A 12,957-nucleotide genomic window follows, 5' to 3' on the forward strand; every position below is an offset into this window, starting at 1 on the left:
TGTTCGACGTTTTATTGTAGTTATTTGGCTGAGAAAATATGTTTTATTCCCTAAAGCATCTCCCTGAATGTTATCCACGACCGGTCACACCAAAAAAAACACGTTGGCTTGCTGTCCTGGTGGCAATGTTGGTCATCAGCGTGATCTTCATGCGTATATTCGGGCGATACATCGATAACAACCACTTCTGGTTGGTCGCTATTGGTACGCCCGCTGTTGTTTGGATTGTAACTTTCGGTTTTCGCATGTTGGTCTGGTCATTACAGGACAGCAAGGCGAATGGTTTTGACCGGCGTCGGGAGCAATGGATCCTGAGTGAGACTCGTAGGGCTCGTCGTGCGCTTCAGGTGTTGAATACGACATTTATTACAGCCCATCAGGAAGACGAACAGCGTCCTGTCGCTGATGATATGCTCAATAATCACAGCATTATCATTTCGCAGTCGGACTGGAAAGGCGAAAAAAGCAGGAGGCTGAGCCGTATTACGGCAGAACCAGAAGATACTCCTGGATTGATTATCTCACGTTTGTTCTCTGAGCTTATTGCCGATCTTCCAGCTCACCAGTTTCCTGAGAACGCTTCGCTTGTTGTCATCCTCGATGTCTCGTCATCTCTGTCCTTCCCTGTTGTCAGAAATATCTGGCAGGAAGCCTGGCAGGAGAGTGGCATAACCTGTGCGCTTGAGTACACAGACAGCAATGGGCCGGGGGTAGTCAACCACTGGCTTGATCACCGCATTAAAGACGATGCGATGTTATTGATTGTTGGCCTCCAGATTGATCCGGTTGTTTCAAACAATACTGCTGAAGCAGCCGTTACTCTGCTTCTTGGCAACCGCCTGACCCAGGAGGCACTCGAACCTCTCGCGTTGCTCCACCGGCCAGATGCTTCTCCAACCGGTGAGCTGAGGGAGGGGATGAACATGGCTGCCTATAACGTACCGCTCAAAGAAAATATCGTCAAAAATTTATGGCTTGCCGGGCTGACAGGTGAGCAGCGTGCAGAAGTTATTGCGTGCCAGAATGCGCACCCTGCGCAGTCTGTAGAGGACGAAGCCGTCATTTCGCTCGATACATCTATGGGACATGCCGGTGCCGCGGCCCCCTGGCTGGCTATCGCTGCCGCTACCGTAATCGCCCGACAAACTCAGTTACCACAGATGATTATCTGCGGTGATACCACACAGAATGTGCTGTGGAGCACGCTCATTACCCCGATTGCTTCCCGACAGGAGATGGATCCGTGAAGCTACCTTTAGCACCGAAGACTACGGAAGGCCGCTATCTTGCTGTCGCATTGATTTTCTTTTTGCTATTAGCTGTTATGACTTCCATGGTCTGGAAGCATCCGGATATAGCCGGGATTGAAGACGGAAGTCAGCAGCAAATTTACTGGCTTATTGCCGGCGGATGTATTTCAGGCTGCGCCCTTATCGTTTCCGTAGTGCTTCTGGCGGCGGTACGCAATGCCGGCAAACAGGAGTTTAATAAGCTTGTCGACAACACCAACGGTGATGATGAGAAAAAGAAGCGGGAAAATGATAAAGCGCCTGTTCACCCTGCGGTGGTCATGTGTAACAAGATCCGGGGACATCTCCGCTCCCGTATTGGCCTTTACTGGCGTCGTAAAACCCGTCTGCTGTTAATCACTGGCGATGAGGCGGCAATCGAACTACTGGTACCTAGCCTGCAGGAAAACCAGTGGCTTGAAGGTAACCGTACCGTTCTGATATACGGCGGCAGTCTGACTGCTGAGCCCGATAAGGAAAAATACGCCGCGCTGCGTAAACTGCGTCGCGGGCGTCCACTGGACTGTATTGTCCGCGTCATGCCGCAGTCGCTTAATCTGACCCCACAAATCAGCGACAACAATTTACGCGGACTGGAAAAAATCAGCGAACTGCTCCGTTATTCCGCCCCGGTCTGGCTGTGGCAGCTGTGCGACAGCACCTGGTCGCAGGCAAAACGTACTGAGCAGCCGGTCGGGGCCAGTTTCCCACTGCGTGCTAAGCCCGACGATATTACCCGCCAGCTTGAGCTGATGCTGCCGGCCCTGCGAACGCAGGGCGTGAGTCAGGTCGCTGAGAACAATGGCCACGACTTCCTGCTGCGCCTGGGCCAGCACCTTAAAGACGGCGGCATCGCCCGCTGGGCTCAGCAACTGGTGCCATGGCTGGCCGCCTCTCAGCAGCGCGTTCCGCTGCGAGGCCTGATGTTCAGCCTGCCGGAGAATAAACCCGCCGCTACCGCAGGAGAAACAGCCAGTGCTGCACCTGCCGACGCTGAGAAATATATCCCCGAATCACAACGCCATGCCCTTGCCCTGCCCGCAACATGGCAGGGTATCGTTGATGACTGCATCCGCGTAAGTGGCCGCCGGGTCGGTATGGCCTGGGAACAGACGCTGGCCTGGACGCTGATGACCATCATCGGTATCTGGGGAGCGGGTACACTGCTGTCGTTCGCGGTCAACCGCATGCAGATAATCTCTGTTGCCGAGCAGGCGCATGCGCTGGTGGAGCATCCTTCCGTATCGGATTACCAGCTCACGGCTCTGCATACCCTGCGTAATGACGCCGGCCGCCTGCAGCACCGTATTCAGGAAGGCGCCCCCTGGTATCAGCGCTTTGGTCTGAACCATACTCCGCAATTGCTCGATGCGATGCTGCCCTGGTACGGGGTGGCGAATAACCGCCTGATTCGCGACCCGGCTAATGCGGCCCTCACGCAAAAACTCAGCGCTTTGGCAAACTCTGCCCCCAACAGCGACCAGCGTGCACAACTGGCGAAGCCGGGCTATGAACAGCTGAAAGCCTGGCTGATGATGGCCCGTCCGGATAAGGTTGACGGCGCGTTTTATGCGCAGACCCTGAAAACCGTGCAGCCGACACGAATGGGTATTTCAACCGGCCTGTGGCAAAGCCTGGCGCCGGATTTGTGGGCCTTCTACATCACCGAACTGCCTGAGCAGCCGCAGTGGAAAATCACACCGGATGCGCAGCTGGTCAGCCAGAGTCGACAGGTGCTGCTGCAGCAAATCGGGCGTCGTAACGCTGAAAGCACACTGTATGAAAATATGCTCAAGTCAGTGCGTCGTAACTTCGCCGATGTCTCCCTGGAGGATATGACCAGCGGTACCGATGCGCGTCGGCTGTTCACTACCGACGAAGTGGTGCCGGGCATGTTTACCCGCCAGGCCTGGGAAGGGGGCATTCAGCAGGCCATTGAGAAGGCGGCAACGTCGCGCCGCGATGAAATTGACTGGGTGCTGAGTGACAGCCGGAAAGCCGTTTCCTCAGACCTGTCGCCGGAAGCTCTGAAAGCGCGTTTGACGCAACGCTACTTCACCGACTTTGCCGGCAGCTGGCTGAGCTTCCTTAACAGCCTGCGACTTAATCCGGCAAACAATATTGCGGACGTTACCGACCAGTTGACGCTGATGAGCGATGTCCGCCAGTCGCCACTGATTGCCCTGATGAATACCCTCGCCTGGCAGGGACAGACAGGCCAGCAAAGCGAAGGTCTTTCGGACTCCCTCATCAAATCGGCCAAAGAGCTGGTTGGTGGAAAAGACAAACCCGCAATTGACCAGTCAGCAACAGGTCCCCGGGGACCACTGGATGAAACTTTCGGTCCGCTGCTTCAGCTTTTGGGTAAAAACACGGGCAGCAACGTCATGTCGGCGGACAACTCCCTGAGTCTGCAGACGTATCTGACCCGCATCACCCGCGTGCGTCTGCGGCTGCAGCAGGTGGCCAGCGCTTCTGACCCGCAGGCAATGATGCAGACCCTGGCGCAGACCGTGTTCCAGGGCAAAAGCGTGGACCTCACCGACACTCAGCAATACGGCAGCCTGATTTCGGCAAGTCTTGGCGAGGAGTGGAGCGGATTTGGCAGCACAATGTTTGTGCAGCCGCTGACCCAGGCCTGGGAGACCGTGCTTCAGCCGTCGGCAGCCAGTCTGAATGACAAATGGAGCCGCTCGGTTGTCGCGAACTGGCAAACTGCCTTTGACGGACGTTTCCCGTTTGCCGCCAGCAAAAGTGATGCCTCTTTACCGATGCTGGCTGAATTTGTGCGTAAGGACAGCGGACGGATAGAGCGCTTCCTGTCGACAGAGCTCAACGGTGTGCTGCACAAAGAGGGCAGCCAGTGGGTGCCGGATAAGGTCAACAGCCAGGGGCTGAACTTTAACCCGGCCTTCCTGCGGGCCATTAACCAGCTGAGCCAGCTGTCAGACATCCTGTTCACCGATGGCAGCCAGGGCATCAGCTTTGAGCTGCAGGCGCGTCCTGTGCCGCAGGTGGTGGAGACGCAGCTAACCATTGATGGACAAAAGCTGCACTATTTCAACCAGATGGCCGAGTGGCAAAGCTTCCGCTGGCCGGGAGACACGTACAAGCCGGGAACGATGCTGACATGGACCACGGTCAACGCCGGTGCGCGTCTGTTCGGGGATTACAGCGGGACCTGGGGCTTTATCCGCTGGCTGGACTTGAGCAAGCGTCAGCAGCTGGACCGCAGCCAGTGGATGATGAGCTTTACCGCCCCGGACGGTCGCACCCTGCAGTGGGTGCTGCGCTCACAACTTGGAAAAGGCCCGCTGGCGCTGTTGGATCTGCGCGGTTTCACGCTGCCGGATCAGATATTCAGTGTCGACAGCGCGGCCACCGCTCAGGCGCTGATGGCTAATACGGAAAACAATGACATGGAGGGCGTCGAATAATGAGCACATTGCAGAATTTGGTTACCGCCTGTCAGGCTGACGATGCTCAACTGCGTGAACAGGCGCAGGCGCGCACGGATAACTGGCAGCCCTGGCTTGCTCCGTTAAGCGTTGCCAGTCCGACAGGGGAAGACCCGGGATATGACGATGATTTTCAGCGTATCCGCGAAGAGGTTAATAAGCTCTCCGGGATTGATACCGAACTGATATGCACGCTTGCTGAAAAGTTACTGACCACCACGGCCAAAGACATCCGGGTTGCAACGTATTACTGCTGGGCGCGGCTTCACCAGGATGGCGAAGCCGGCTTTGCCGAAGGGCTTGAACTGCTGGCGGGATTACTGCAGCGCTACGGCATGCTGCTTCACCCGCAGCGGGACCGAAGCCGCAAGGCTGCACTGGAATGGCTTGCCGGTAGCCGTGTCCTGGACAGTCTGTCACTGTTTCCGGAGGTCATCCGCGAGGATGCACAGCGTACAGCCGGGGCCTTGCTGCTCATCAGTACCCGTCTGGAGACCGAGCCGGAAGCATCGCGGCCAGAGCTGAATGCCCTTTACAGCGGGCTGGAGTCTCGCCTGATGAAGGCCGGTGGTGTGGATGCCGTGGTACCGCAGAACGCAGGGAATAAGGCGCAGTCACAGCCCTTTACGCATGCGACCGAGTCAGATGCGCCGGTTCTGAACCGCATCACCTCCGGTCAGGATTTGCTGGCCCAGGCCCGTACCCTGACGGGATATCTGCGCGAGCAGCCCGATGGCTGGCTTGCCGCACACCGGCTCATGAAAAGCTTACGTCATGACACGCTGAGAGCGATCCCTGCGCCGGATGCCGAAGGGAAAACGCGTATCGAACCTCCGCGAGCTGACCAGCGGGCCATGCTCAAACGATTGTACCTGCAGCAGAGTTGGCTGGAGATACTGGAGCAGGCGGACAGCACCTTCTCGCGTGGCGCCAATCACCTCTGGCTGGATTTGCAGTGGTATATCCATCAGGCCCTGGTGAAGTCAGGGCAAGATGTGCTGGCCGATATCATCGCCGCCGACCTGAAAGGACTGCTGCGCCGCCTTACCGGTCTTGAAACGCTGGCCTTTAACGACGGTACGCCGTTTGCCGATGAGGTCACGCTCAACTGGATAAATCAGAGCGTGCTCGACGATATGCCCGGCTGGCGGGATGAACCAGTCAGTGCCGACAGTGGGGATAATAACGATATTCTGGCTCTTGAGCCGGAAGCGCTGGAGAAAGCGGACACTGACGGTCTGGACGCCACACTCCACTGGCTCCAGACGCGCCCGGGTGCGGATTCCACGAAAGACAAATGGCTGCTGCGTTTGCTGATGGCCCGTGTGGCCGAGCAGAAAGGTAAGAATGAACTGGCGCTGCATTTGCTGGGTGAGCTCGATGGTGCAGCACAGTCAATCACCCTCACACAGTGGACTCCTGCGCTGTTGTTTGAAGTGAAATCACGTCGCCTCAGACTGCTGCGCATGAAAGCCACACGAAGTGAAACTGATAAATCACGGCTTCAGCCCGAGATGGATTTGCTTCTGTCCGGTCTGATTGCGCTCGATCCGGCCAGCAGTGCAGTGCTTTGCGGATAACCCGGACAGAATTCAGCTAAAGGGAAAAATATGGCAGCAGAAGGCTTTTACCTGGTGCAGGGCGACAAGACGACCTGCGGCGGGAAAATCACCACGGGCGCAGAGGATCACACTCTGTTTGATAAACCTGTAGCGCGGGAGCAGGACAGTGTGACCTGCGGGAAGCATGCCGGACTATTCAAGATAGCCGGCGGCATCGACAACGATACTATTCATGACCGGCGAATGGCCGGAACCCTCGACAGCTATAGTACTTGCCCCTGCAAGGCGAGGTTTATTCCATCAATGATGGATGATACATACGAGAAGAGCAGTGGAGCTTCCGCTGGGGAATCGGCAGCAGGCTTTACAGCGGCCCCGGCGCAGACTTCTCCTGAGTTGCCTGGTTATCTGACCGGTGAGCAAAAGCCAACGGGATTCGTATCTGATTACCCTGTGTTAAAAAACACACATGATTTACCTGATGAAAAGTTAAGAATGATGTTTAAGAAAAATAACCAAGACATCATGTTACTAACTTTACCCGAAGTGTTTGAGATATTGTCATCCTGGGGGGCGTGGAAATACGGTTGGATTGCGATAACTGAAAGCACACCAGGTCAAATAATTGTTAACTATGGTACAAATATAAAGGATGTCGTCACAACATCCATGTTGGTGGGGCAGTTAGGTAGTTTTGGGATAAAGGCCACGGTATATGTGAATCATAAAGGCACAGAATTGATTAAAATCAGTGGCTACCCAGGGGTTAGGAAAATATTAAATGCGCCAGTTTTTTCTGCAAAGAACCCTAAGGTTGTAGATATAGGCATAGGCAAGTATGGTCTGGCGAAATCGATCATAGAAGGTGCAAGATTAACTTTTTATGTGGCTGCAGCATATCGCACTATCGATTACATTATGAATGATGAAACCTCCTTCGCTGAATTTATTGGTAGTCTGGCAACAGATGCAGTTAAAATTGGTATAGCATCTGCTGTCGTTTGGGGGGGGGACTGGTTCTGGTAACTCCATGGATCGTTGCAAACTTAGCAATAGTTGTCGTCGTTGGCGGTGTTGCTGCCATTACCTTAAATGTTCTTGATGAAAAATTTGGTGCGACTGACAAGGTTGTAGCCTATATAGAGTCAGCACAACAAGAATTTGCAAACAAAGCCAGAGAGGCTGAACAGGGATTACTGGATCTTGGGGCAATGTTTGCTGAGCAAATGTTAATTAGAGGAAAGAATGTGATTATTGAGGAGGTTCGAAATTATATTCGGGATAATCTGACGAGTATTCAACGGAGATTGTACTGATGTTTGAAGAAAAAATCCGACCTTTTCTTGCTATAGTAATAATCCTCGGCTTATGCGTGCTGAGTATTTATCTTGGAAATAGTATATTTCAGTCATACTTCTCTTTCGAAGATAGCATTGTTTTCTCATGGTTAAGCATTGCATTAATTGCCTTGCCTGTTGTGATGATTTTTCCACTTATTTATTTTATTCTGATGATTGTTAAGGGGAAGGATTTTGCTTTCAAAACAATGGATAATTATGTTTCTTATTTGAAGTGGAGTTGCATTGCTATCGTAGTATTAGGAGTGTTATTTTCCTGTTTGTACCCCCAAGAATTGCTCAACAAGGGATATCTCCGTTGTAATGGTGTTCCTTCGGGCTGGATGGCAGGAACTGCAACCCGCTATGTTAAAGATCCGTCTATCTGCGTCATACATTGACGACCTAACATCGCAGGTGATTGATTTATGAGTCCTAAACATAGATTTTTTGGTAACCTTATTATTTGGTGTGTTTCCTCAATAGGCTCTTTGTGGTTCGCAATTGATGCATATAGTGAGTTATTTGGGTTTGGAAGTGACATTGTATTTTCACCAACAGTTTCCGCTTTGCTAATGATTCCGATTATTCTGATATTTCCATGTATATATTGGTATTTGGCTATGCGGTACGGCGAGGAACAGGCGGTTATTAAATGTAAAAAAACAAGCAGAGTATTTATTGGTCTGGTAGGTGTTTTTATCGTCAGTTCTGTCATCTTTTCGTTTGCGTACACTTCGACTCTTGAGAGTAAAGGCTATGTGAAATGCACCGGCCGTCCTGATGGATGGATGCCGGGGATGGCCACTGAGTATGTACTACCACCATCGGTATGTGGGCAGCGTGGTAATTAATAAGATGTTCCTTTCCTCAGGAACATCATCAGCACAATTTTATTCAGATAATACTATTCATTCAGCAATTATTGAGCAGAAATAAATATGGATGATTTAACCCTGCGTTATTATGACGCTGAAATGCGATATCTGCTGGAAGCCGGTGAAGAGTTTGCGCGTGCTCACCCCGAGCAGGCGGCAATGCTCAATCTCGATAAAGCAGGGGCGCGCGACCCTTACGTGGAGCGGCTGTTCGAGGGCTTTGCCTTCCTGATGGGCCGGCTGCGCGAAAAGCTCGATGACGACCTGCCTGAACTGACCGAAGGGCTGGTCAGCCTGCTGTGGCCGCATTACCTGCGTACCATTCCGTCCATGTCGGTGGTGGAATTCACCCCTGACTGGCGTGAGATGAAAGAGCAGATGCGCATCGTCAAAGGCTTTGAGGTGAACTCGCGGCCGATCGGTGAGAAAGGCACGCGTTGCCGGTACACCACCACCAAAGAGATTACCCTTCAGCCATTGTCGCTTGAGAGTGCCCGACTGGCGACCGATCCAGATGGCCGTTCGGTCATCACGCTGCGCTTTAACTGCAGTCATCTCGCCGACTGGAGCCGTGTCGATCTCAGCCAGCTCCCGTTCTACTTCAACGCTGATGCACCGCTGGCCTGCGCCATGCATGAGGCCTTTACCATGAACACGGCCCGCCTCTGGCTGCGGATGCCGGGAGACATGGACAGAAGACCGCTCGACGGGTATTTCACCGCGCTGGGTTTCGGCGACGACGATGACCTGTGGCCGAAGGGAAGCAGCAGCTTTAGCGGCTATCAACTGCTGCTGGAGTACTTCACCTTCCGTGAAAAATTCATGTTCACAGGGCTGCGTGGGCTGGAGACCGTGGTCTTTCCGGCTGAGCTCCCCTGGTTTGAAATTGACGTGGTACTGGCGGAGCGCTGGGAGCATGATTTCAGCTTTATCGAAAAGCATCTGCGCCTGAACTGTGTGCCGGTGATCAACCTGTTCCCGCTGGAATCTGACCCGCTGACGCTCAACTCCCTGCAGACCGAATACATGCTGCGCCCGATGCGCGTGCAGGATGGCCATACCGAGATATACGCGGTCGATTCTGTGATGTCATCGAGCCAGCATACCTACGTGCCTTTCTCCAGCTTCCGTCACAAAGGCGGAATGATGCGCCATGAAGCCCCGGAATATTACTACCACACCCGCGTGCGCCGAGGTCCCTCCGGACTGCATAACACCTGGCTTATCCTGGGGGGGGAAGCGTTTGATAACCACACGGTGCCGGAGGATGAAAGCCTGTCGCTGACGCTAACCGGCACCAATGGCCAACTGCCTCGCAGAGCGTTGCAAAGTACCGTGCTTGATACAGTGATGAAAACCACTTCAGCCAGTATCGCCGTGCGTAACCTGTGTGCGCCGACGCTGCCTTGTTATCCCCCGGCACAGGATCGCTTTCACTGGCGCGTGCTGAGCCATCTCGGCAGCGGTTTCCTGTCGATGATGGACAATGCCGACGTGCTGCGCGGCACGCTGGCGCTGTACGAGTGGACTGACAGCGAGATGAACCGCCGTCGTCTGGAGGCGATTATCGATGTGAAGCACAGTGAAACGGAACGCTTTGAGCAGGGCTACCTGGTACGCGGCGTGCAGATTGAGGTGACGCTTGAGAGCAACGGCTTTGCCGGGCGCGGCGATATCTGTCTGTTTGGCGAGATGCTGAGCCGCTTCTTCGCGCTCTACACCGATATCTATCTGTTTAACCGCCTGATTATTATTCTGCAACCGACCGGAGAGCGCCTGGAATGGGAAGAGAAGCACAATCGCCGTATTCCCGGCTGACCCCGCGGCTGGAGGCCGATCTTCACCGCATCAACTTTTATCGTTTATGCCAGCTACTGGAGAAGCGTAATCCGGGCAGGCCGCTGATGGGCTCTACCAGCCATCCGGCGGATGACCCGGTGCGGTTTGCGCCGCATCCGGGGATGGGGTTCCCGGCGAGCGAGCTGAAGGCTGTCGAGTATGACGAGGATGATGACAGCAGGCCACCGCTCATCCGCACAACCTTTATGGGGATGTACGGCGTTGATTCGCCTTTACCAACGGCCTACCTCGATGACATCACCCAGCGCCGGGAAGGGCACGAGGCGCTGCAGGGCTTTCTGGATATTTTCAGTCACCGCATCCTGACGCAGTTTTATCGCGTCTGGCGTAAATACTCGTATCCGGCCACGTTTGAGCCTGGAGGGACCGACAGCATTTCGCAGTCGTTATTGGGACTGGTGGGGCTGGGGATACCGGGCACGGCAAATCATATTGCCACGCCAGTGTCGCGCTTTCTGGCTCTGCTGGGGGTTTTGCAGCAGCCGGGTAAAACTCAGGAAGGGATGCAGGCACTGGTGCGCCTGCTGGCGCCCGAGACGACGGTGCAGGTGAGTCCGTATTGCCTCCGGCCTCTGGAGATTGACAGGCCGCTGGGTTTTTACGGTGACGAAGAGTTTCTGCTTGATGGCAATACGCCTCTGGGTGACGAAGCGATGGATGCTGGCAGCCAACTGCTGGTTGCTCTCGCGACGGACAACGAACAGGAAGCGCAGGGCTGGAAACCGGATGGTCAGTTGTACCTGGATTTCCTGGTAATGCTACGGGTGTATCTGGGCTGGCGGTTTAAGGCCAGAATTACCCTGACCACTTCCGTACGTCTGCTGGCCGTTCCACCGCTTGGAGAAAATCCTTTCTGGCTGGGGTTGAACGGCGTGCTGGGCGCTGACGGTGATAGCCTACCGGATGATATTCCTGAGACCTTTACCACAGAGCTGGGTTATTACAGCGGTCTGGAGCCTGCAAAATCACAACAAGGAAACCGACGTGTTACGTACAAGTTTAATTAAGACTACGCGCTGGCTGATGCCGCTGATAGCACTCTCTCTAACTGGCTGTGGGGTAACGCAGAGCGTCACCGACGGAACCAAATCGGCGTTCAATTCAGTGTTCTATAAAAAAATTAAAATCCTGCATCTGGATTTCACCGCGCGCGAGGCGCTGAACACCGACTCCCGTGAAAGTAACTCGCTGTCTCAGCCGGTGGTGGTAAGGGTTTATCAGCTCAAAGACCGCAAAACCTTTGATAAGGTGGTATATCAGCAGTTGCTTCAGGATGATGCCACCATCCTGAAAGACGACATGCTGGCCAGTCGTGATGTCGTGGTGAAACCGGGTGGCGATGCAAACCTTGATATGCCAATGGAAGAAGAGACGCAGTTTGTCGCGGTGGTAGGGCTGTTCCGCCATCCGGATATGGACAACAACGCCTGGAAGCAGGTTATTAAACGCAGTGACCTGGATCCGGATAAACCGCGAATTCTGGAAGCAGGCGATAACTCTCTGACGCTGCAACCGCTTAAGGACGACTGATGCCCTACGGACATAACACGCCTTCGCTGTATGAAATGCTGACCGGAAATTTTACAGGCGGCCTCAACCTCAACCAGGTCAGTGAGGAAAATCAGGTCATCCTCTCGGTACTTGATAACATGCAGCGTATCCTTAACTGCCGCGCCGGCACGCTGGCGCATCTGCCTGACTACGGCCTTCCGGACATGACCAAAATCCTGCAGGGCATGCCGGGAACGGCCCATGAGCTTATGGGAACATTGTCTGCTGTCCTGCTCAAATATGAACCACGCCTGAAAAAAATAACCGTTGTCCTGCTGGAACAGAATGTCCCCGGTGAACTGCGCTATGCCATTGACGCTGAACTTAAAGGGATTGGCCTGGTGCGCTACGGGACTGAATTTATGCCCGAAGGGCGGGTCCTGTTAAGGCATCTCAGGCAACAGCAGTATCTCGACACCACTCTCCGTATATAAGGTCCGATAACATCATGTCCGTAAAATCACAGTTCCTGAAGAAGTTGCAGGCAAGACAACCTGCACCTGTTCCTGCAATCAGCAGGAGTCAGGCTGATATTGCAGAGTTTCGCCAGCGAATGGCTGAGCTTCAGGATGAGATGAACGCGTGGCTGACAGATACGGGACTGAATGTGGAGCCACTGACGGTATCCGTTCCGGATCTGCTGGTGGAGGGCGGGGCTTTTGAGATTTCCGGTATCGTTCTGCATTATGGCAGCCGAGCGGTCAGATTTATGCCGATCTTTCTGTATGGACAGGGCGTAGCTGGTTGTGTCGAGGTGACTTTCTGTTCCGGGGATAAGGTGATTTCTCAGGGACGCCTGTTCATGCGTGTGGGGAGCGTAAATGGCTGGATCTTTACGCCCCCTGATATCTCATCCCGTTCAGGACAACTATTTGATGAAGGCATTTTTTACAGCCTGATTTTAGCGCTGCTGCCATAGCGATAACATTCATTCCTTTTATTAGTCACTGCATTTTTAATCGCAAAATAGCCTTACATCTCAACTGACGAAATTAACTACACGGATATGCAGGCCCTTCAGG

The 12,957-nt window shown here is 53.8% G+C and carries 10 protein-coding genes and 1 pseudogene; all 11 read left to right on the forward strand.

What is annotated here, in order from left to right; all coding sequences use genetic code 11:
- The first annotated feature begins 38 nt into the window (after nt 1-38).
- The gene (locus AC4IBF_RS06075) at nt 39-1,247 is read left to right on the forward strand and encodes a hypothetical protein (RefSeq protein WP_136195517.1); all 1,209 of its coding nucleotides are present in this window, start codon (nt 39-41) and stop codon (nt 1,245-1,247) included.
- The gene (locus AC4IBF_RS06080) at nt 1,244-4,726 is read left to right on the forward strand and encodes an ImcF-related family protein (RefSeq protein WP_252093275.1); all 3,483 of its coding nucleotides are present in this window, start codon (nt 1,244-1,246) and stop codon (nt 4,724-4,726) included. The genes AC4IBF_RS06075 and AC4IBF_RS06080 overlap by 4 nt, the downstream gene beginning before the upstream one ends.
- Nucleotides 4,726-6,327, forward strand: a complete 1,602-nt coding sequence (gene tssA, locus AC4IBF_RS06085; protein WP_136195515.1) for a type VI secretion system protein TssA — start codon at nt 4,726-4,728, stop codon at nt 6,325-6,327. The genes AC4IBF_RS06080 and tssA overlap by 1 nt, the downstream gene beginning before the upstream one ends.
- A 30-nt stretch (nt 6,328-6,357) precedes the next feature.
- Nucleotides 6,358-7,625 (forward strand): annotated as a pseudogene (locus AC4IBF_RS06090) (PAAR domain-containing protein).
- Complete coding sequence (locus AC4IBF_RS06095; RefSeq protein ID WP_136195513.1) at nt 7,625-8,047, forward strand: DUF1240 domain-containing protein; 423 nt, start codon at nt 7,625-7,627, stop codon at nt 8,045-8,047. Before AC4IBF_RS06090 ends, AC4IBF_RS06095 begins: the two are co-directional and overlap by 1 nt.
- A gap of 27 nt (nt 8,048-8,074) precedes the next feature.
- A complete protein-coding gene (locus AC4IBF_RS06100; protein WP_136195512.1) occupies nt 8,075-8,500 on the forward strand; it encodes a DUF1240 domain-containing protein in 426 nt (141 codons plus the stop codon).
- Between the two features lie 87 nt (nt 8,501-8,587).
- Complete coding sequence (gene tssF / locus AC4IBF_RS06105; protein WP_252093274.1) at nt 8,588-10,342, forward strand: type VI secretion system baseplate subunit TssF; 1,755 nt, start codon at nt 8,588-8,590, stop codon at nt 10,340-10,342.
- Complete coding sequence (gene tssG, locus AC4IBF_RS06110; RefSeq protein ID WP_325848604.1) at nt 10,306-11,391, forward strand: type VI secretion system baseplate subunit TssG; 1,086 nt, start codon at nt 10,306-10,308, stop codon at nt 11,389-11,391. The genes tssF and tssG overlap by 37 nt, the downstream gene beginning before the upstream one ends.
- On the forward strand, nt 11,369-11,914 hold the full coding sequence (tssJ, locus tag AC4IBF_RS06115; protein ID WP_491463203.1) for a type VI secretion system lipoprotein TssJ: 546 nt from the start codon (nt 11,369-11,371) through the stop codon (nt 11,912-11,914). Before tssG ends, tssJ begins: the two co-directional genes overlap by 23 nt.
- Nucleotides 11,914-12,369: a type VI secretion system baseplate subunit TssE gene (tssE, locus tag AC4IBF_RS06120; RefSeq protein ID WP_059355594.1), complete on the forward strand. Its 456-nt coding sequence runs from the start codon at nt 11,914-11,916 to the stop codon at nt 12,367-12,369. Before tssJ ends, tssE begins: the two co-directional genes overlap by 1 nt.
- Nucleotides 12,370-12,383: 14 nt before the next feature.
- On the forward strand, nt 12,384-12,854 hold the full coding sequence (locus AC4IBF_RS06125) for a hypothetical protein (RefSeq protein WP_252093272.1): 471 nt from the start codon (nt 12,384-12,386) through the stop codon (nt 12,852-12,854).
- Nucleotides 12,855-12,957 lie beyond the last annotated feature (103 nt).

This window comes from Enterobacter sp. Taxon_8 (genome assembly GCF_058354585.1).

Bases quoted from the DNA above. Each gene is read 5' to 3' on its own strand.
- AC4IBF_RS06075 (WP_136195517.1), top strand. From the start codon at position 39: ATGTTTTATTCCCTAAAGCATCTCCCTGAATGTTATCCACGACCGGTC.
- tssA (WP_136195515.1), top strand. From the start codon at position 4,726: ATGAGCACATTGCAGAATTTGGTTACCGCCTGTCAGGCTGACGATGCT.
- AC4IBF_RS06095 (WP_136195513.1), top strand. From the start codon at position 7,625: ATGTTTGAAGAAAAAATCCGACCTTTTCTTGCTATAGTAATAATCCTC.
- AC4IBF_RS06100 (WP_136195512.1), top strand. From the start codon at position 8,075: ATGAGTCCTAAACATAGATTTTTTGGTAACCTTATTATTTGGTGTGTT.
- tssF (WP_252093274.1), top strand. From the start codon at position 8,588: ATGGATGATTTAACCCTGCGTTATTATGACGCTGAAATGCGATATCTG.
- tssG (WP_325848604.1), top strand. From the start codon at position 10,306: ATGGGAAGAGAAGCACAATCGCCGTATTCCCGGCTGACCCCGCGGCTG.
- tssE (WP_059355594.1), top strand. From the start codon at position 11,914: ATGCCCTACGGACATAACACGCCTTCGCTGTATGAAATGCTGACCGGA.
- AC4IBF_RS06125 (WP_252093272.1), top strand. From the start codon at position 12,384: ATGTCCGTAAAATCACAGTTCCTGAAGAAGTTGCAGGCAAGACAACCT.